The organism is Mesorhizobium sp. M0904 (genome assembly GCF_040319475.1).
GTDB lineage: Bacteria > Pseudomonadota > Alphaproteobacteria > Rhizobiales > Rhizobiaceae > Mesorhizobium.
Map to the genome: position 1 here is coordinate 303,136 of NZ_JAMYOC010000001.1, position 18,978 is coordinate 322,113.

Consider the following 18,978-nt stretch of genomic DNA (forward strand, 5'->3'; position numbering starts at 1 on the left):
GCGCGCTTTGCGATCGAGCGCTGCTTCGCCAAGCGCCCACCGCGAAGCTGTAAATCGTGGCGATATGGAAGAACATTCTGCCCGACGATCACATCCTCCGGCTGGCGAGCAGCCTTGTGAGCCAGTCCGGATCCATTTCCGGCACGGAGGACAAAAGCCGTTCGGTATAGGGGGCATGCGGCGGCGTGAGAATTTCGCTCTTTAATCCCTGCTCAACGACTTTACCCTGGTGCATGACCACAATTTCGTCGGCTATGGCCCGCACGGTGGCAATGTCATGGGTGATGAAAATGTAGCTCATGCCGAAGTCGCGCTGAAGCCGCATTAACAGCTTCAGGATTTCCTCTTGCACAATCTGGTCGAGCGCGGACGTGATTTCGTCGCAGATAATGAGTTCCGGGTCGGCGGCCAAGGCCCGAGCGATGCAAACGCGCTGCTTCTGACCCCCCGATAGTTCGGCCGGCAGACGGTCAAGGTAAGTTTCGCTCATCTCAACCATGTGCATGAGTTCGTCGATCCGCCGGTCCCTCTGCGCACCCTGGAGGCCAAGGTAGAACTCAAGCGGCCGAGCTATGACTTCTTCGACCGTCTGGCGCGGATTTAGTGCGTTGTCGGGCATTTGATAAATCATCTGTATGCGGCGCAGGATCTCTTTTGGGCGCGTCTTCAGGGTCTTGGAAAGGGTCTGGCCGGCAAAGGAAATCGACCCCGAAAGCGGTGGCAGCAGGCCGGTAACGACGCGGGCGAGCGTCGATTTCCCGGAACCGGATTCGCCGACCACGGCCACTGTTCTTCCACGTGGAACTTTGATGGAGACATCCTGGAGCACCTTGACCGCTCGGCCGTAGGCCGCCGTGACGTTGTCTATCGTAAGCAGATAGTCATCGGCCGGAACTTCGGGCTTCGCGAGCTTGCGCACGGCCCAGAGCGTTCTGGTATACTCCTGGCTGGGCGAGGCGAGCATCTGGCGCGTTTCTGCCTCCTCGACGGTAAGTCCATGGCGCAAAACCATGATGCGGTCCGCCATTTGCGCCACCACCGCCAGGTCATGCGTCACATAGATTGCAGCGGTGTTGAATTCCTCCACGATATTGCGAATGGAGGCGAGAACTTCGACCTGTGTCGTCACATCGAGCGCCGTCGTTGGTTCGTCGAAGACGATGAGGTCCGGATGGCAAGCCATTGCCATCGCGGTCATTGCCCGTTGCAACTGTCCGCCGGAAACCTGATGAGGATAGCGAAAGCCGATCGTCTCCGGATCTGGAAGCTGAAGACGGCGATAGAGATCGACCGCACTCCGGTTCGCTTTTTCTCGGCTGGCAATCCCATGAGCCACCACAGTTTCGACAGTCTGATCAAGGAGTCGGTGGGCTGGATTGAAAGAGGCCGCGGCGCTTTGCGCGACATAGGCGATGCGCGAGCCTCGGAGGCGGCGACGTCCTGTTTCACTGATTGCCAGAAGATCGATACCGTCGAACAGGATCGAGCCCTTTGTGATTCGGCAGCCCGGCTTGGCGTAACCCATCGCCGCGAGGCCGATGGTGGATTTTCCGGCGCCTGACTCGCCGATCAGGCCAAGAACCTCCCCCCGCTTCAGCGCCAGATCGACCCCGCGGACAATGGGATGCCACCGCTCGTCCGAGAAGCCTTCCACATGCAAATTGCGGATCTGAAGCAGATGCTTGCCTTTTTCGCGCAATCCGGGGGCGCTATTTTTCATCCCGCAACCCACTTGTTGCGTGGAGGAACCAGTCGACGACGAAATTCACGGAGACCGTGAGGAGGGCAATCGCGCCGGCCGGCAGCAGCGGGGTGACGTCGCCGTAGGTGATCAGGGTCGCATTCTCGCGCACCATCGATCCCCAATCGGCGGTCGGTGGCTGAATACCGACGCCCAGGAAGGACAGTGCCGCGATCGTGAGGAATACGAAGCAAAATCGCAAGCCGAATTCCGCGACCAGCGGGGGCATCACGTTGGGAAGGATTTCCTTGGCGATGATCCATTTCGGGCCTTCGCCGCGCAATCGCGCCACTTCGACGTATTCCATCACTGCCACGTTAAGCCCGACAGCGCGTGCGAGCCGAAAGACACGGGTAGAATCGAGCAGCGCAATGATGATTATCAGGCTGGTGATCGACGAGCCGAAGATCGAAAGCAGCACCAGGGCGAAGATCAGGCTTGGGATCGACATCAACACGTCCACCGCACGCGACAGTATCTGGTCGAGCCATCCTCTGTACAATGCGGCTAGAAGGCCTAGCGAGACGCCGACTGCGAAGGACAGCAGCGTGGTCGCAACGGCGATACCGATGGTGTTGCGCGCACCGTAAATCAAGCGTGTGAGCATATCGCGGCCGAGCTGGTCGGTTCCCAATTTGAACTGCTGGCTCCACGGTGCGAAGGCTTCGCTGAAGACCTGCGTTTCGCCGTATGGGGCGATCCAGTGCGCGAAGATCGCAACGATGACATAGCCGATGATCACGAGGATGCCGAACCAAGCACTGAAGGGTGCCTTCTTCAGCGCCGTTTTGGCCCGGGTGACGCGCGAGCGTCTCAGCCTGTGAACCTGAGCGATGGGTTCGTAGCTGGTCATCGTGGATGCAGGAGCCTGGGATTGGTGGCGATGGAAATGATGTCGGCTGTTAGATTGAGGAGGATATAGGTCGCCGCGAAAATCAGGGCGCAGGCCTGGACAACCGGAACATCCCTGGATTTGACCCCATCAACCATCAGCTGACCAATGCCGGGATAGACGAACACCACTTCGACCACGACTACTCCGACGACGAGATAAGCCAGATTGAACGCCACCACAGTGACGATCGGAGCCCATGCGTTGGGCAACGCATGCCTGAGTACGATTGTCATGGGCGACATTCCCTTGAGACGCGCCATGTCGATATAGGGGCTTGCCAGCATGTTGATGATCGCCGCTCGTGTCATGCGCATCATATGGGCGACGATGACGAGCGTAAGCGTGATTGCCGGCAAGGCTACTCTCCAAACATGCTCCCAGAACGGCGTCTGGTCGTTCACATTCGACAATGTCGGGAACTTGGGAACTGCATTGAGTATCCAGTTCAATGAGACCGCAAGCCAGTGTGGCAGTGATTGTGCGAACTCGGATCCGATGAACGTGTCGCGCGAGATGACGAGGTAGGCAAGCATATAGGCGACGAAAAACTCCGGGAACGAAATCGTTGTCAGCGTCACTGCGTTCACCAGCCGGTCGAACCAGCCATTGCGGTAGAGCGCAGCGAGGATGCCCAGTCCCAGGGCCAGCGGAACTGCTATCAGCGCGGTCATCGATGCAAGGAACATCGTATTGTAGAGGCGTGGCGCGATGATCTCGGCGACGGTCCGCCGGTACCCGGTGCGACTCGCGAATGAAGAGCCGAAATCACCGTGGAGCATCTGCCCGACCCAGACGAAGTAGCGCTCGACAGGCGGACGGTCGATGCCGATTTCTCGCTGGAAGGCGGCGACCGTTTCGGGTGTCGCGGATTGCCCGAGCATCGCCTTGGCGAAATCGCCCGGCAGCATTGCAATCGCAGAGAAGATAATGATGGACACGATGAACAGCGTGACCAGGCCGAGGCCAAGGCGTTGCAGGACCGTTCTTGCGACGGGGTTCATTTGCACGCGTTTCCCGTTGCCGTCGCTGCCCTGCCACACCAGGCAGGGCCCGCGGCTGCACGCCGGAGCCCAATAGCCATCGCGGGTCCGGCCCGCAATCTCACGCAGTGGCGATCCACCAGCGTTCGGCCATCTTCAATCCATCATTCTCCCAGTTCGGCGCCACTTCGCCATGTGCGAGCTTGTTGGATTTGGCGCTGACGAAATTATTGAAGACCAGCACGATGCTGCCGCCATCATCGTGGGTCAGTTGCTGCATCTCGGCATACATTGCCGCCCGCTTGGCCTCGTCCGTTTCGGCGCGCGCCTGGACAAGCAACTCGTTGAAGCGGGGATTCTTCCAGAACGACTCGTTCCAGCTGGAGTCTGCGGCAAAGGCTTGCGTGAACATCCAGTCGGCTGTCGCGCGACCGCTCCAATACGAAGCGCACCAAGGTTTCTTGAGCCAGACGTTGTCCCAGTAGGCGTCCTCGGCCTCACGCACGACGTTTACGTCGATGCCGCACTGGGCTGCCGTCTCGCGGATGAGCGCAGCCGCATCCACCGCGCCTGCAAAAGCGGCATCGGCGACCGAGAGGTCCACCTTCAGTTTTTCCATTCCTGCCTTTTTCAGGTAATGCTTGGCTTTTTCCGGATCGAAACTGTGCTGCGGCTGCGGATTGGTGGCGAATTTGATCGCCGGCGCGATCGGGTTGTCGTTGGCCACGGTGGCGTGACCGAGAAAGATTTTGTCGACGATCTCCTGACGGTTGATCGCCCATTTCAAAGCCATTCGGACGTCCGGATTGTCGAACGGCGCCATCGTGACATTCATCGGTAAGGTATAGTGCCCATAGCCGGTGACCTCGACGATCTCCACCTTGGGGTTGCGTTTCAGCATGCCGAGTGTCTTGAGGTCGGCGCGGCCAATATAGTCCACCTCCCCTGTCGATAGCGCGGCCATGCGGGCGGCGAGATCGGTGATGGCGATGAACTCCACCTCATCGAGGTAGGGTTTGCCATTCTTGAAATAGTTCGGATTGCGCTTGAGTTTGGCCGAAACGCCGGGCTGGAAATTCTCGAGCACGAAAGCTCCGGTGCGAACGCCCGATCCCCAATCCGCCTTGCCGTCCTTGGACGGCATGATGACCAGATGGTAGTCACTCATGATGTAGGGGAAATCGGCGTTGCCGCTCTTCAACGTGAAGACAACCGTCTCCGGGCCATCCGCCTTGATGCTCGCCACAGGCTCAAGCAGTGGCTTCGCCGCCGACTTGGTTTCGTCGCCCATATGATAGCGCAGCGAAGCCACGACGTCGTCCGCCGTGACATTCTTGCCATTGTGGAAGGTTTCGCCCTTGCGTAGCTTGAAGACCCAGGTTTTGGCCCCGTCCGACGATTCAAAGCTCTCGGCAAGGTCCGGTTGGACGTTGCCTTTCGCGTCGACCTCGGTGAGGCTGTTGGACATCGAGCCCGAGAACGCGGTCTGTGTGAACGTATCCAGGTAGCCGGCTGGATCGATCGAATCTGTCGTTGCGCCATGTGCCATGCCCAGCTTGGCGAAGCCGCCCTGCAGCGGTTCGGCCCGCGCCGTGCTGACGAAGAGCTTGTCCGCAGCGGTGAGCGTCAGCCCAGCGGCCAGCCCAAGATGAATGAAGTCGCGACGGGAAATCTTGCCGCGACCAATCAGGCTTTGAGCGATACCAAGCTTGTATTCAGATTCTGACATTTGACTCTCCCATTGCGGATTTTCCGCGTTATTGTTCGTCACGCACCCTGTGTAGAAATCTGCTTGTTAGCTGCGATCACCCTTTCTTCTGACTGCTCAAATCAGCACCTCAATCAGGCCGTCACATAGATGCTGCCCGCCTCGACAGTGACTGGAAATGTGCGCGCGCGAACGGACGGATCGACCAGGGCCGCGCCTGATTTGATGTCGAATTCCCAGCCATGCCAGGCGCAGCGCACGATCTCGTTTTCGCGGTGATAGATGAATTGCGCCTCTTCGACCGGTGCAGTTGTTCCGCATTGCGGCCCCTCGCAAAGCGGAGCTCCACGGTGCGGACAAACATTCAGCAGCGCGTGGAATGAATCTCCGATGCGAAAAACGCCGACCGAAAGGCTGCGGATCTTGGCGATGAAGGGAGATCCGGTTTCGATCTCGTCGACTCTGCAGATGTATGTCTTCTCGGGCATCGTGTGCTTCCTCAGGCGGCATTCGCCGCTTGCGCGCGAGGGATGCGCTTGTAGACCTCCAGCGCGTTCAGCCCCATGATCTTGCTCTTCCAGGCAGGAGGGATTTGCAGCGTGTTGGCATCGTCGTAGTCCCAATGCGGATAGTCGGAGGCAAACATCAGCGTGTTTTCACCGTCCATCGCCTCGAGAGTGGACCAGAGATGCTGAATATTTGCGGGCTGCTCCAGCGGCTGTGTGGAAAAGCGGATGTTGCGCCGGCAATATTCGGAAGGCAGCATCTTCAGCCATGGCGTCTCTTTGCGCAGGGCTTTGTAATCTGCGTCCAGGCGCCACAGCACCGACGGCACCCAAGCGACGCCGCATTCGATGACCACGAAGTAGAGGTCCGGCCATTTTTCGAAAACGCCATGCGCAATCATGCTTGCGACATGCGAAATTGCCGACATGTGCAGGATAGCATGGGTCTCCCAGAAGAATGTCGTCGGCGCAGGAGCGATCGCAGTCGAATTCACGCCGCCATGGCCGCCCAGATGTATGGCAAAGGGCAGCCCCACCTCGGCGCATGCTTCGTAGATCGGATGGTAAAACGGATCGCCATAGGGCTTGACGGAGCCTTGCGAGGCAAGAACCTGAACCATGCGCGGATGATTGCCCAGGCGGCGTATCTCGGCGGCCGCGAGCTTCGGATCCTGTGGCGCGATGATGATCGAGCCCATGAAGCGGTCGTCCTTCGGCAGCCATTGGTCGATCTGGTAGTCATTATAGGCGCTGACGAGGGCGCTGGCATAATAGGGATTGGCGAGAGTAGAAGCCTCGATCGGCTCATCGCCAGTCAGGATCGCCACATCGACCTTGTACTTGTCGAGGTGCTTCTCCTTCATGATGAGATAGTTGTCGGCTTCCGTCTTCGGACGGACGTCCTTGCGGGAGAAGTCCTGCGGATGAAACCAGGGACGATGGCCATGCGGGAAGGCGCCAACGGGACCTGTCTTCTCGCCTTCGACGAACATGTCCTTCCATAGGCCGGAAAGGTAAGGCTCCAACACGGTCGCGCTTGACCAGTAATTGTGACAATCGCAGTCGACTATGAACACGTTGCTCAGCTCCGTAGCTTCAGCCTGGTCGATCTGCCGGCCGATTTCACCGAGTGCAGCTTCGGTCTTGAGTATTGTTTGATCAAGCTTATGATCCTGCGCAATATGATCGACTTTTTCGATCGGAGGTCGCGTGCAGCTAGATCACATCGAAACCTTTCTCGACATCATCGAGTCGCGAAACTTCAACCGCACCGCCGATCGGTTGGGACTGACCCAGTCGACGATCAGCACCCGCATCAAGAATCTGGAGAGTGCGATCGGGTCGGAGCTCTTTCAGCGCGGGCGCGCCGGTGCTGAGCCGACAGCCGCAGGGCGGCGGTTCGAGGCCTACGCCAGGTCCTTGCTGTCGACCTGGTCGCAAGCTCGACACGACGTACGAGCGTTCAACCGCTTCGAGGGCACCTTGCGCATCGCCGCACAGGTGGGCATGACCCGCTCGGTCCTGCCCGGATGGGTCGAGACATTGTGCCAGGCGCTTCCAAAATCCTCGATCCATGTCGAGTCAGATTATTCGAACCAGATGGTCAGCGACCTAAGCATGGGAAATCTGGATATCGCCGTCCTTTATGCGCCTCGCTACCTGCCTGAGATCGCCTACGAACATCTGATGGTGGAGGAATATGTGATGGTTTCGACGGCTGCCAGAACGCTGTCCGACGTCGACCCTGAAACCTACATTCGCCCGGGCTACACCGCCGTGCTGGAAAAGACGCACGCAGAACTGCTGGCCCAACTGGCGATCTGCCGGCTTTCGACAGGATCGGAAACTCTTGCGGAGATCATGCTGCGGCGAACGGGCGGCACCTGCTACATGCGCAGCGATGATGCGCGCAGGTTCACAGCTGAACTTCCATCGTTCCTCGTCGAGGGCGCGCCGACGCTGCACCAGCCAGTCCATACCGCGATACTTGCGCGCCGCAAACACGAACCCATTATTCGTAAAGGCATCCGAGCTCTCCAGGTGGCGGTCATGTCACTGGAAGTTTAATCGAAATTGCCGATCATAAAGGTAGGATTGCGCGGCTGTTAAGCGGGTTTTGAAATGGCATCTTGGCTCGACTTCAAACCCGAGTTGAATGATGAATGCACACGCGGCCTTTGGGCCCTCCGGCTTCGTCCCGACGAAGCGTCATCGGCAGTGGGCCCAGAGCACGCCGCAACTTGTGCTCTGCCGGCGCGTGATCGACGAAACGCACGATGTGAAAACATTCGTTCTCACACCCGCTTCAGATCGGATGTTCTGCTTCAGCGCTGGCCAGTATGTTTTGGTGCACCTTACGATCGACAGTGCCGCAGTGACGCGCTCCTACTCCGTTTCGTCACCGCCGACGCGACCGCTCGACCTTCAGATCACCGTGAAACGGACGCCGGGCGGGCTCGTTTCGAATTGGCTGCATGACAATTTGAAGCCGGGCGATGGGATCGAGATCGAAGGGCCGCTCGGCTCGTTCAATCTCGACGATCTGCCGCACGGAAAGTCCCTTTTCCTTTCGGGTGGCAGCGGGATAACGCCCGTCATGTCTATGCTGCGGGCACTTACCGACCGCGCAGCCGACCAGGATATCCGCTTCATTCATAGTGCGAGAACGCCGGACGACATCATCTTTCGGCTAGAACTGGACGCACTTGCCGCTCGCTTTCCCAATGTTCAAGTGACTTGCATTTGCAGTCGGGAAGACCCAGCCTGGACGGGTCCAACTGGACGCATTAACAGTCAGATGCTTCTCAATCTGGTTCCCGATCTCCACAGCCGCACCGTCTTTGCCTGTGGGCCGGAATCCTACATGAAGGCGGCACGCGGCTGCCTGGATGGGATCGGCCTCGCCCCTTCACAGTATCATGAGGAGAGCTTCGGAGGCGGCAACAATTCGCGTTCGGTACTGGCTTCAGAGATTTCGTCTTCGGTCCGCTTCGCCCGCTCCGGCATTGCGCATCACTGCGCGCCTGGAGAGACCTTGCTCGAAGCGGCGCGCCAATGTGGCGTCTACGTCCCGACCGCCTGCCAGCAGGGAGTTTGCGGTACGTGCCGGATCGCCAAGCTGTCCGGCGAAGTCGTCATGGATGACCTAGGCGGGCTGACCTTGGAGGACAAATCGGCAGGCTACGTCCTGGCGTGCTGCAGCTGCCCACAAGGCGACGTTTGGCTTGATCTCTAATTGTCGCATCCGCATCGCGGGACGAAATCGGGGCAGGCTTTGCGTTCCACGAGCAGGCCATACTACTGCAACCGCAAGTGATTAGCGTTTCGGAACCTTTTTCCGCCTACCACTTTGACCAGCGAGATCGTCTCGTGCACGATCGCTAGGGAACGAATGCCCAATTGGCTGCCTTTGCAACCATGACAAAGGCAAGTGGTGGTCAGCCCAGCCGGCTTCGCAGCTACTCGGATGCGGTGGCGAACTCGGTGACTTACAGCATCAAACGATGTCTGCCCGACTCGTAAAGTTGTCCGAGCCGAAAGGTGACGTCCCGCCAAACTAATAGGAAGCCGATCTGACAACAGAAGGCAAGAGCTCCTGGATCATCCCTTGCCGGCGCGGTCCGCCTGCGGCCACCCGATGCTTCGCAATTGAATAGTCGCTTCCCTCAACTCGCAGGGGACTCCCGGCGTCGGATTGAGGCAGGCCTAAGTGTTGGTAGCGGCCTTAGTATAGAGGCAATGACTACGCTCTCAACTTGGAGCGCCCAAACAGAGCCACGGAAAAGCCGTTCATCAGAACCCGGATCGCATGAGATCCGGAGCGTCCACTCTCCGCCACCGCAATCGAAATCCGCTGTTTGTGAATATCCAAACCAACAAATCAGGTATCTTCCATGAGGCACGTCTCCTATGCATGAGCCCTGTGCCGGCCAGCCGGCTTAACTACTTGCCTTTTTTAAGGGTTCGGCGCCTCGATGTTCCGGCGTAGGCGGGGCGCTCGGCTCCCAGGTCTTTTGCTGACTTGTCGTCGCGCAAACCTTTGAACGCAGCCTGCCTAACATTGCCACCGCGTGTCCAGCCCGCCATTTCGATTTCTGCTACAAGTTCCGGTCTGGTCCAAAATACGGCCGGATCTTCTTTTGGGGCTCCATTGCCGGTGAAGGGCGACGTCTTATCCTTGGCAGCCTTTAGACGTGGGAGAAGCTGCTTGACCTTCGTCTTACTGTAGCCCGTTCCTACCCGGCCAATGTAGGCGAAATGGTCACCGCGATTGACGCCAACCAACAACGACCGAAACTTGCCGTTGGTGGATGACCACCCCCCGATAATCACTTCATGGCCAGACCGACATTTGGATTTCGCCCAGCCATCGCTTCTGCCCGACACGTACACCGCATCGATCTTCTTCGAGATGATGCCCGCAACTCGCAGGGCCGCATGACCGCTATTTGCGAAGTGTTCCACATAACGGACGAGCTGACTGCCCTCCCCATGATGAACATTCCTTAGCATCTGTTTCAGGCGCTCCTTCCGGGCGCAGAGCGGCATTTGCCGCAAATCGCCAGCGTCATCGAACAACATGTCAAAGGCAAAGAAGACAAGGTCATTGGTTCTCGTCAGCGACAAAGCGGCCTGTAGGGCGGAAAAATCCGGCGCTCCGTTTTCGCCATGCGCCACGATCTCGCCATCGATGATGACATCGGGAAGGCTTGACGCCTCTTTTGCAATTGCCGCAAACTTGTAGGTCCAATCCAGGCCTTTGCGCGTCTTCAGCGTGACGGCGCCGGCTTGAACACGCAGCTGGATTCGATAGCCGTCGAGCTTAATCTCGTGGACCCAATCGCGCCCACCAGGGGGTCGGGACAGGGTCTCGCACATTTGAGGGGCGATGAACTCCGGCATTCTTGCCTCGGCAGTGCGCGAGGCAGCTTTCCGGTGGGGCTGGGACGGCTTTGCTTTTTTGGTAGCACGCTTGTCCCTGGGGGCGCCCGGGTTACTGTCCCACACGACGCCGCCACTGCCTGCTGCGAAGCCGCTCATCGCAAAAGGTTTTGTGCCTGCACGCTTTCCGGCGCCGATCGTCGCCACAGTTCGGCCGGAGGCCTCCGCCAAGACCGCTTCGCCATCACCGTCGCGAGCTTGTTGATCGCTATGCTTGATCAGTAGCCAGTTTGATCGTTTTGCTGCCATGGTGCGCCGAGCATGCGTCCTCGTGGCGGCAACGACGGCAAATGCGGTGAAGAAGAGAATGCCTGGATCGGCGCCGCCACCTGACACTGAGCCGGCAACTATGCTGGCGAGGGAAGCGTTTCTGACGCTCGTCACGACTGCATCGGTCTCCGGGTCCACCCATTTGCGTACCCGGCCCATTCCGCGGACGACGACACCGAGCATGATGGTCATCAGGAGCGATCCGAAGACGCCAAGCTGGGACAGAACTGCGATCGGCCAGCTCGATGCCCTCGAACTGCCGAAACCGACGCCAAGGCCACTGGTGTCCAGGAAGGATTGCAGGCTCTTGATGTTCCAGTAGGTGCGCTCCTCGCCGGAGGCAGAATCCGCCTTGTTGATAATGGTGGCGTTTATTAGCTTGACGAACGGTTCTAGGACCTCGGCATTGTAGAGGCTGATGCCTATTATGGCCACCACGCCTGTGGCCATTAGCGCGGTTATCAGTATCTCCTCGCGCTGAACCTTCCCCCTGAGGACCGAAAGCAACGTCGAGAAGGCGACCGGAATGCACAGGAGAATCAGACCAGCGTAGGCGGTCGATGATGTCGACAGAATGGTCAGGAAGAGCAGGACGCCTGCCAGCCACTGGGCAAGGCGTGATTTAGTCTTTCTCCAGTACGTGTAGCAGAATGCCAAGCAGGCGAGGGAAACGCCAGCGAAGGAAGAGGCCTCCGAAAAAGGTCCCGTGATCCGAACGAATCCTGCCTCGACCGCCTCCGTTATAAGGGCGTAGTTCGCGGTTCTGATCGGGGAGAGCAAATCTCCCGCCCCAGCGTTCTTGCCAATGAAATCGACCAGCCCCATGCCTGTGTGCAGACCGCACCACAGAAAGAAGCCGCGGCGGACCTGATCGATCCTGTTGGAGTGCAGCAGCAGCGCACAAAGCGCGATGGCGGTGAGCCCGCCAAGAATGAAGTAGCCCGTCTGGGAAACGTTGCCCGAAACCGGCGCGAGAGAAGCTTCGACGACGGCGCCGCGGGTTTTCGACTGTACGAAGACGGCGGTCTGTCCTGCGAAGAATCTTGGAAACAGCCATGCTCCGATGATTGCGTACGCTATGAGGCTCGTGAGAACCCAAACAGGGCGGATGCTTCCGAATACGCTGCCAAGGTCGAACCAGATGCGACGCCTTGCAGTAACCGCCATGACGAGCAGGGCCGCAAACATGGTGTAGATCAGTGGAGATGATCCACCTAAAAAGGTCAGGGTCATGAGGGCCGTCGCGCCGAACGCCTGGGAAGCTATCAGGCCTATGATCAGCATTCCCCTGGAATAGTAGGCAACGACCAAAATAGCCGCGCACACCAGCAAGCCCGGTAAAGAGACCTGCATTGTTGATCGGCCCTCCCGCTTGGTTTGGCCCTGGTGTGCGCACGCAGGACGCTGTCCGACGGCTCATCTTTCGGCAGGTGGGTATTCCGGGCAAGAGAGCCAAAGGGCGTAGCCTAAGATCCCGCAACTGCAGGACGCGGCAGGCACTCCTCCTTACGGTGGATACTCGGAGGCTTAACCGCCCTTGCAGCACCCCTAGCTAGACGCAGTTTACCTCATTCAAACAGACGAGGACAGTGGGCCAGCCTGCCCCTAGGGTAAGAGGTCGTTCTGTCGAAATTATCCGGGAGATAATGGAGATTACATTGAAGGTGATGGGAAATAGAAGCAGCCTCGTGATACTCCATGCAAACATTATTGCAGTTCATAAGCTCTCATCCCATAGGGGGGACATTGTCAAAGAACGAGTGGGGGAACGACGATTTTCTCGGTGTTACCGCAAAAATCTACAAACCCCATTCGGTGATATGCCGCCAGGATGACGACAACAGCGAGATATTCATCGTAAAATCGGGTTGGGCCATCCTTTACCAGGGATTACTGGACGGAGAACGGCAGATCATCGACACTCCTCTTAGGGGGGACATTGTCGGTTTCCGTGGTGCGGACGGACCCCGTCTAGCGTCACTGGCGGCCATAACCGAACTAGCCGTTTATGAAATTTCCAGTAAGGAACTGGTAGAGGCGATCTTGTCGGACGGCCGCCTCGGCAAGAAGATCGCCTACTCCCTGGCCCGCCTGAACGCCATCCTTGCCGAACATCTTATGAATACCGGGCGGCGGAACGCGATGAGGCGCACGGCCCATTTCCTGCTCGAGTTGGAGGAGAGGCTCTCCATGGTTGGGCTGTCGGCCCATGGAAGATATGATTGTCCCCTTACCCAAAATGAACTGGCCGACATTCTTGGAATGACCACCGTTCACGTCAACCGAACATTAAGGGAACTTCGCAAGGCCGATCTCGTCTCTTTCAAGTCAGGCCATGTAGAGGTGATCAACCGCAAGAAGCTGGTTGAAACAGCCGGATTCGATAAAGAGTATCTCAGGTAACGGGTATCTCTGTTCGAGCGGCAGCGCATCGGCCATCAGTAAATTTTCCGCTGGGAGACACGACGTTTGCGGACAACTGGTCGTGCGCCGCATACCTGGCAGGGCCGCGTATGTCTCGACGGCGGCAGCCGCGACGGCAACACGGTCTGTCGCGAGGACCGGCGCACTGCCGAAATATCTGCAAGTGCCCACATAGTACGGGTAGACCAAGCGTTCTCGAGCTAAAGCGTTGGGCCGCTTGGCCATCGCCAGCAGGCAGTCGAACGTCGATCGCTAGTGCCTGCGGCGGTCCATGCCTGCGTCTTCAGCCAGATTGCAGTCCAGCTCGGCATGGGATTGTCTGAAAATTATGAAAAGACAACCTATGTTAGAGACTGCTTAATAATAAACCTTACACTTCCCAAGCTGGTCTCGCTGAGGGCGGAGAACTGCAAAAGGGTTTAGTGGGGTAATCGAGCCTCGACCTTTCACAAGGCGTGGTATCAAACCTTCAATGCTAGGGAATGAGGATACTATATCGGCCGCCGCAAGGCGGCTTGTTCGGGAAAGAGTGGGTATTGATATGGATTCCACAGCAGAACTGCATAACTACACTTCGGCCAATCGGTCAGGAGTTCCGTCCGACGGAACGGAAAGCGTCCGCGGGCAAGCAGGCAGGGAATGTCTCCTCATCCTGGACGGAAGAGCCTTAGACCGCGAGTGTCTCGCATCGGCTCTCGTGGACCACGATCTCGGCATGCAGGTCGTCGCCATGGGTTCGATCGGCGAATGGCGCGTGAAGAAGGGTTCGGCCCTTCCCCTTGCAGCCATACTCTTCAACCTTGGCGGCCGGAAGGTCACCGATCATGGCATCGCAGACGAGATCAGTCATATTTCGTCCGAGTTCAAATCAGTTCCTGTGGTCATCCTGGCCGACACCGAAGAGCTTGCACAGATACTGACCGCTCTCGAATGCGGCGCACGCGGCTACATTCCGACCTCAGTCGGTATCGACGTCTGTGTCGAGGCTATCAACCTTGCGGCAGCGGGCGGCATCTTCGTGCCAGCGAGCAGTGTCCTTTCCATGCGGCACCTGATAGATTCGGGCAGTCGCGACACGCAGCCTTTGACAGGCATGTTCACGCTCAGGCAGGCCGAGGTTGCCCAAGCGCTTCGGCGCGGCAAGGCGAACAAGATCATCGCCTACGAACTGAATCTGCGCGAAAGCACCGTGAAGGTCCACATCCGAAATATCATGAAGAAGCTGAAGGCGACCAACCGCACGGAAGTCGCCTACAAGGTCAACGATCTCCTCGCGGAAGGAACTCTGGCTCAAGAGTGACCCAGGCATAATGCTGCCTGCCTTGGGTCCCGGAAGTCGAAGGGCCTCCGTCATGGGTCTTCGGCACGATCGTCAGTTTGCCCAGTTGAGCGTAAGTCGGGTTAATTGCTGCCGCGGAATCGGCCGCTCAATCTGCAGTCTAAGCAGGCTCGGGATAGGTGTGTCTGCCAACCCATCGTATGGCCTCCTCGATCGTGTCGAAATTCTTGTGCTGCCCGCTCAGCAGCCCGAACCCCGTCTCGAGAAACCATTTGCCTTTCGTGGAGTAGACTTCCTCGTCGATCTGGGTAAGGACCGCCACCAGTTGGTCGCGTTTCCACACCAGAACTCCGGCTTCTCCGCCCTCGACCGTTCCGATCCGGACTTCGCTGAACGACAATCCAGAAGCTATTTTTGCTTTGCCCATTTTGATGTGAACCCCTCAAATTCAAAATGGTAGTAAAAATTCGGTATATTTAATGTATGTATTCTTTTTCTTATCAACTCAGGCGGTGAATACAAGCTGTTTCACTCGATCAATTCGTTGATCCACCCTTATTCACAGGAGAATATGGGCCAACTGCTAAAGAATTTTGATCTTCCGGAGCGTGAAGGCCTCGGCGAAATGCTCTGGTGCTCGGCATTCCATTCCGCGCAACCTCGCAAGCCCGGCGAATGTCTCGCGGTCGAACCAGTCCTTGGAGCGCTGCGTCCCGAAATGTTCGTAGAGGAGCTCGATCTTGCGCTTCAGCACGTCGGCCGTGAGCGGCACGTAGGCATTGGGCTGGCAAAGGTCGCCATCCCATTTCGGGATCTCGTACTCGAGCACTAGATGATCGCGGAAGACGTTCCAGGTCAGTTGGTTAACCTCCCGGTGGTCCTGATGGGCGTCGAACCTAGCGTGGGTTAACACCACGTCGGGATCAACCCGTGATCTTACATCCGTCAGCCACTGCTTGATCGATCGGCTATGGGCAGGGAAGTAGCTGTCTTCGAAATCCGCAACGTCGACCGTGGACGAGCTCGATCCTTCGAGGAACGCTTCGGCCGAAGCCCTGGCTTCCGCGACCCGTCGACCGCCTGCGCTCAGCACGCACCAGCGGACGTCTAGTTTGACGCCCGACGCGATCAGGCCGAGTATCGTGCCTCCCGCACCGATTTCGATGTCGTCGGAATGGGCACCAAGGCAGAGGATCGAGAGTTCCTCCCCGCGACGTGCGAGGCCAAGCCCCCTCATGATACGGCCAGCAGCACATTGCGCCTGTTTTTCTCGGCGGTGACCTTCATATTCCAGGGCATGTCGCCCTTTTCGACCATGTCTTCAAGTGATTGCCAATCGCGCAGCGTGTCCATCGAACGCCAGAACCCTTCGTGCTTGTACGCCATCAGCTTGTTGTCAGCGATGAGTCGTCCGAAGGGTTCGAGAACAAGTTCCTCGCCGTCGCGTATGTAGTCGAAGATTTCGGGGCGGAATATGAAGTAGCCGCCATTGATCCAGACCTCCGACGTTTCCGTCGTGCGGAACTCGCGCACGCGGCCGTCTTCCGCGATGTCGGCCAAGTGGTATGTCAGCGGCGCGTGCACGGCAAGGAAGCAGCCGATCTTGCCGCTGGCCTCGAACTTCGCGATCATATCGTCGAGGTCGACATCGGTCAGGCCGTCGGAGTAGTTGGCCAGGAACATCCTCTCGTTCCTGACGTGATCCCGCGCGGCCCAGAGGCGCTCTCCGATGTTGCGCCAGATGCCCGTGTCGAGCAGGGTAATGCTCCAGTCCTTGACGATGTCGCCAAGCAGCTTCACGTCCTGGCCACCATGCGTGACCACGCAATCGGAAAAGGTCTGTGGCCGGGTGTTCAGAAAGAAATCCTTAATGACGGTTGCCTTGTAGCCCAGGCACAAGACGAATTCGTCGTGTCCGTAATCGCTGTACCACTGCATGACGTGGCGCAGGATCGGCTGCTGGCCGAGCGGAATCATCGGCTTCGGTATGCTTTCGGAATAGTCCCGGATCCGGGTCCCGCGGCCTCCGCAGAAAAGGATGACTTTCATCTTGGTAACTCCGATGAATCGATCACTGTCACGAAAGGAATTGGCACCACGAATTTCGCGCCCCAAGCGACGACATGGTGCATCTGCTGGACGATCTCGTCCTTCAGGTTCCACGGAAGGATTAGGATGTAATCTGGCTTGGCCTGATCGATCGCGTCGATGGGCTTGATTGGGATGTGCATGCCCGGCGTGAAGCGGCCGTGCTTATATGGATTGCGGTCCACCGTGAAATCGAGGAAGTCGGTGCCGATAGCGCAGTAGTTGAGCAGCGTGTTGCCCTTGCCAGGCGCGCCGTACCCGCAGATCCTCTTGCCTTCGTTTTTAGCCGAAATCAGGAACGCTAGGAGATCTCGCTTCGCGCGCTGCGCCTTGTAGCCGAAGGAGGTGTAGGTCGTCATTACAGTCAGCCCGTGCCTCTTTTCACGGTCGAGGAGTTCGCCGACATTGTGATCCACGGCCCAGCTGCTGACCTCGTTGGCGAGATAAACACGCAGCGAGCCGCCATGGGTGGGCAGTTCCTCGACATCAATGAGCCGCAACCGGTGGCGGGCCGCCATCAGATCGATCGTCAGCAGCGAGAAATATGAAAAATGCTCGTGGTAGATGGTATCGAACTGGTTCTCGGCCATCAGCCGCTCGATGTGCGGGAACTCGAGAGTGATTACGCCCTCTGGTTTGAGAAGGATTTTCATTCCCGCGACGAAGTCGTTGAGGTTCGGCACTTGCGCCAGGACGTTGTTGCCAATGATGAGATCGGCGTGAAGCCCTTCGGCCGCCATTTCATTTGCCAGCCGCGCTCCAAAAAAGTCGACTCGGGTAGGCACGCCCTTCTCGACTGCAGCGCGCGCAACGTTGGCCGCCGGCTCGACGCCAAGCACGGGAACGCCGAGCGGCAGGAAGTGCTGCAGCAGGTAACCGTCGTTGCTTGCCAGTTCCACCGCAAAGCTGTGAGTTCCAAGCCCAAGCCGCTTCGTGATCGCCTCGCAATAGGCTTTCGAGTGGGCTACCCAACTTGTCGAGAAGGAAGAGAAGTAGGCATATTCGCTGAAGATGGTCTCGGGGCTCATGTACTCCTTGAGTTGCACCAGGTAGCAGCTGTCGCAGACCAGTACTTTGAGCGGGTAATAGAGTTCCATCTGGTCGAGCTGGTCGGCCCGCAGGAAGCCCTCGCAAGGAGGCGACATGCCTAGATCAACTAGCGTGTGGCACAGGCGCGATCCGCAAAGTCTGCAGCTGGCAGTCCGGCGTGCCCCGTTATGCTCGCGAACGATTTCGACAGCCTGAATGTTCATTCCGTGCTCCTGTCCCGCCGGTTTGAAAAGACGGAGACCCATTGGCCTGACCAAGAACCTTTGCCGCCGCGCTCCGCAGGAGGTGCTTCTTTTATGGCAGCGGCAGCTTAGGACGGTGCGCGCGCGGGTTCGATTTGCCAATCCGTTGGGTTGCCTTAATCCTAATAGGCAAACCGTAGGGGCAGTGAAGCCGCCAAGACCCTCGATCGGGTAAGCGACCGGCCCGGCATACCGCCATCGGAGAAGCCACCTAAGACTTAGGTAGCTCTTCCAGCCCGAGCGGGCGATGCCAACAATTGGACTGCCGGTCCTTACCCGGCAACTGGGGCTAAGGTTGACATGCAGTTTACCGAAACGGAGCTGAAGGGTGTCTGGCTGATCGAACCGACGCCGGTGATTGACGACCGCGGTTCCTTCACCCGCCTGTTCTGCGAAAAAGAAATGGCTGATTGCGGGCTGGCGACGCGCTTTGTCCAGCACAGCCGCGCTCATTCGGTCGAAAAGGGAACCCTCCGGGGGCTGCATTATCAAGAGGATCCGTATGCCGAGGTAAAGCTTGTCTCCTGTGTCCGCGGCGCGATTTTTGATGTCGTCGTGGACTTGCGCCTGAACTCGCCGACGCGCTACAGCTGGCTGAGTTTCGAGTTGACGCCCGAAAACATGAAACAGGTCTACATCCCTGCCGGGTTCGCCCACGGGCTCCAGACCCTGACGAACGATGCCGAGGTCTCGTATCTCATATCGCAGTTCTATACACCCCACGCATCGAAAGGCGTCCGCTACAGCGACCCCGCCATTTCGATAAACTGGCCTTTGATGCCGACCTCCATGTCGGAGAAAGACAGGACGTGGCCGCTGGTCAAGAAGCCGGTCCCCTAATGAACCGAAAGACT

16 protein-coding genes are annotated in these 18,978 nt (G+C 58.1%); 5 read left to right on the top strand and 11 right to left on the bottom strand.

Annotated elements, in window-relative coordinates; translation table 11 throughout:
* Nucleotides 1–88: 88 nt before the first annotated feature.
* The 6 genes from NKH80_RS01570 to NKH80_RS01595 form a co-directional block, all read right to left on the bottom strand.
* Nucleotides 89–1,720 carry an ABC transporter ATP-binding protein gene (locus NKH80_RS01570; RefSeq protein WP_352989182.1) on the bottom strand — a complete coding sequence of 544 codons (1,632 nt, stop codon included), beginning with the start codon at nt 1,718–1,720 and terminating at the stop codon, nt 89–91.
* Nucleotides 1,710–2,594, bottom strand: a complete 885-nt coding sequence (locus NKH80_RS01575; RefSeq protein ID WP_352507562.1) for an ABC transporter permease — start codon at nt 2,592–2,594, stop codon at nt 1,710–1,712. The genes NKH80_RS01570 and NKH80_RS01575 overlap by 11 nt, the downstream gene beginning before the upstream one ends.
* Complete coding sequence (locus NKH80_RS01580) at nt 2,591–3,637, bottom strand: ABC transporter permease (protein ID WP_352989184.1); 1,047 nt, start codon at nt 3,635–3,637, stop codon at nt 2,591–2,593. Before NKH80_RS01580 ends, NKH80_RS01575 begins: the two co-directional genes overlap by 4 nt.
* A gap of 100 nt (nt 3,638–3,737) precedes the next feature.
* A complete protein-coding gene (locus NKH80_RS01585; protein ID WP_352989187.1) occupies nt 3,738–5,345 on the bottom strand; it encodes an ABC transporter substrate-binding protein in 1,608 nt (535 codons plus the stop codon).
* Nucleotides 5,346–5,458: 113 nt separating this feature from the next.
* Nucleotides 5,459–5,812, bottom strand: coding sequence for a Rieske (2Fe-2S) protein (locus NKH80_RS01590; protein WP_292653661.1), 354 nt, complete (start codon nt 5,810–5,812; stop codon nt 5,459–5,461).
* Nucleotides 5,813–5,823: 11 nt separating this feature from the next.
* Nucleotides 5,824–6,906: an amidohydrolase family protein gene (locus NKH80_RS01595; RefSeq protein ID WP_352694505.1), complete on the bottom strand. Its 1,083-nt coding sequence runs from the start codon at nt 6,904–6,906 to the stop codon at nt 5,824–5,826.
* 133 nt (nt 6,907–7,039) lie between these two features.
* On the opposite strand from NKH80_RS01595, the gene NKH80_RS01600 reads away from it, so the two are divergent.
* Together NKH80_RS01600 and NKH80_RS01605 are read left to right on the top strand one after the other, a co-directional pair.
* Entirely contained in the window at nt 7,040–7,897 is an 858-nt protein-coding gene (locus NKH80_RS01600) for a LysR family transcriptional regulator (RefSeq protein ID WP_352647118.1), read from the top strand.
* A 91-nt stretch (nt 7,898–7,988) separates the two neighbouring features.
* Nucleotides 7,989–9,065, top strand: a complete 1,077-nt coding sequence (locus NKH80_RS01605) for an FAD-binding oxidoreductase (protein ID WP_352989362.1) — start codon at nt 7,989–7,991, stop codon at nt 9,063–9,065.
* 707 nt (nt 9,066–9,772) lie between these two features.
* On the opposite strand, the gene ligD is transcribed toward NKH80_RS01605, so the two are convergent.
* Nucleotides 9,773–12,394: a non-homologous end-joining DNA ligase gene (ligD, locus tag NKH80_RS01610; RefSeq protein WP_352989190.1), complete on the bottom strand. Its 2,622-nt coding sequence runs from the start codon at nt 12,392–12,394 to the stop codon at nt 9,773–9,775.
* Between the two features lie 393 nt (nt 12,395–12,787).
* Here ligD and NKH80_RS01615 point away from each other — a divergent pair, with 393 nt between their 5' ends.
* Both NKH80_RS01615 and NKH80_RS01620 read left to right on the top strand, forming a co-directional pair.
* On the top strand, nt 12,788–13,444 hold the full coding sequence (locus NKH80_RS01615; RefSeq protein ID WP_352507556.1) for a Crp/Fnr family transcriptional regulator: 657 nt from the start codon (nt 12,788–12,790) through the stop codon (nt 13,442–13,444).
* 562 nt (nt 13,445–14,006) lie between these two features.
* Entirely contained in the window at nt 14,007–14,765 is a 759-nt protein-coding gene (locus NKH80_RS01620; RefSeq protein WP_352507591.1) for a LuxR C-terminal-related transcriptional regulator, read from the top strand.
* Between the two features lie 139 nt (nt 14,766–14,904).
* On the opposite strand, the gene NKH80_RS01625 is transcribed toward NKH80_RS01620, so the two are convergent.
* From NKH80_RS01625 to NKH80_RS01640, 4 genes are all read right to left on the bottom strand, one after another.
* Entirely contained in the window at nt 14,905–15,171 is a 267-nt protein-coding gene (locus tag NKH80_RS01625; protein ID WP_352507555.1) for a hypothetical protein, read from the bottom strand.
* A gap of 156 nt (nt 15,172–15,327) precedes the next feature.
* Nucleotides 15,328–15,981, bottom strand: a complete 654-nt coding sequence (locus NKH80_RS01630; protein WP_352507554.1) for a PIG-L deacetylase family protein — start codon at nt 15,979–15,981, stop codon at nt 15,328–15,330.
* Nucleotides 15,978–16,793, bottom strand: a complete 816-nt coding sequence (locus NKH80_RS01635) for a sugar phosphate nucleotidyltransferase (protein WP_352691208.1) — start codon at nt 16,791–16,793, stop codon at nt 15,978–15,980. Before NKH80_RS01635 ends, NKH80_RS01630 begins: the two co-directional genes overlap by 4 nt.
* Nucleotides 16,790–18,085: a methyltransferase domain-containing protein gene (locus NKH80_RS01640; RefSeq protein WP_352989194.1), complete on the bottom strand. Its 1,296-nt coding sequence runs from the start codon at nt 18,083–18,085 to the stop codon at nt 16,790–16,792. Before NKH80_RS01640 ends, NKH80_RS01635 begins: the two co-directional genes overlap by 4 nt.
* A 339-nt stretch (nt 18,086–18,424) precedes the next feature.
* Between NKH80_RS01640 and rfbC the strand changes: the two genes are divergently transcribed.
* Nucleotides 18,425–18,964, top strand: coding sequence for a dTDP-4-dehydrorhamnose 3,5-epimerase (gene rfbC, locus NKH80_RS01645; protein ID WP_352691204.1), 540 nt, complete (start codon nt 18,425–18,427; stop codon nt 18,962–18,964).
* Nucleotides 18,965–18,978 lie beyond the last annotated feature (14 nt).

Bases quoted from the DNA above. Each gene is read 5' to 3' on its own strand.
- rfbC (WP_352691204.1), top strand. From the start codon at position 18,425: ATGCAGTTTACCGAAACGGAGCTGAAGGGTGTCTGGCTGATCGAACCG.
- NKH80_RS01605 (WP_352989362.1), top strand. From the start codon at position 7,989: ATGAATGCACACGCGGCCTTTGGGCCCTCCGGCTTCGTCCCGACGAAG.
- NKH80_RS01570 (WP_352989182.1), bottom strand. From the start codon at position 1,720: ATGAAAAATAGCGCCCCCGGATTGCGCGAAAAAGGCAAGCATCTGCTT.
- NKH80_RS01640 (WP_352989194.1), bottom strand. From the start codon at position 18,085: ATGAACATTCAGGCTGTCGAAATCGTTCGCGAGCATAACGGGGCACGC.
- NKH80_RS01575 (WP_352507562.1), bottom strand. From the start codon at position 2,594: ATGACCAGCTACGAACCCATCGCTCAGGTTCACAGGCTGAGACGCTCG.
- NKH80_RS01635 (WP_352691208.1), bottom strand. From the start codon at position 16,793: ATGAAAGTCATCCTTTTCTGCGGAGGCCGCGGGACCCGGATCCGGGAC.
- ligD (WP_352989190.1), bottom strand. From the start codon at position 12,394: ATGCAGGTCTCTTTACCGGGCTTGCTGGTGTGCGCGGCTATTTTGGTC.
- NKH80_RS01625 (WP_352507555.1), bottom strand. From the start codon at position 15,171: ATGGGCAAAGCAAAAATAGCTTCTGGATTGTCGTTCAGCGAAGTCCGG.
- NKH80_RS01580 (WP_352989184.1), bottom strand. From the start codon at position 3,637: ATGAACCCCGTCGCAAGAACGGTCCTGCAACGCCTTGGCCTCGGCCTG.
- NKH80_RS01590 (WP_292653661.1), bottom strand. From the start codon at position 5,812: ATGCCCGAGAAGACATACATCTGCAGAGTCGACGAGATCGAAACCGGA.
- NKH80_RS01585 (WP_352989187.1), bottom strand. From the start codon at position 5,345: ATGTCAGAATCTGAATACAAGCTTGGTATCGCTCAAAGCCTGATTGGT.
- NKH80_RS01630 (WP_352507554.1), bottom strand. From the start codon at position 15,981: ATGAGGGGGCTTGGCCTCGCACGTCGCGGGGAGGAACTCTCGATCCTC.
- NKH80_RS01620 (WP_352507591.1), top strand. From the start codon at position 14,007: ATGGATTCCACAGCAGAACTGCATAACTACACTTCGGCCAATCGGTCA.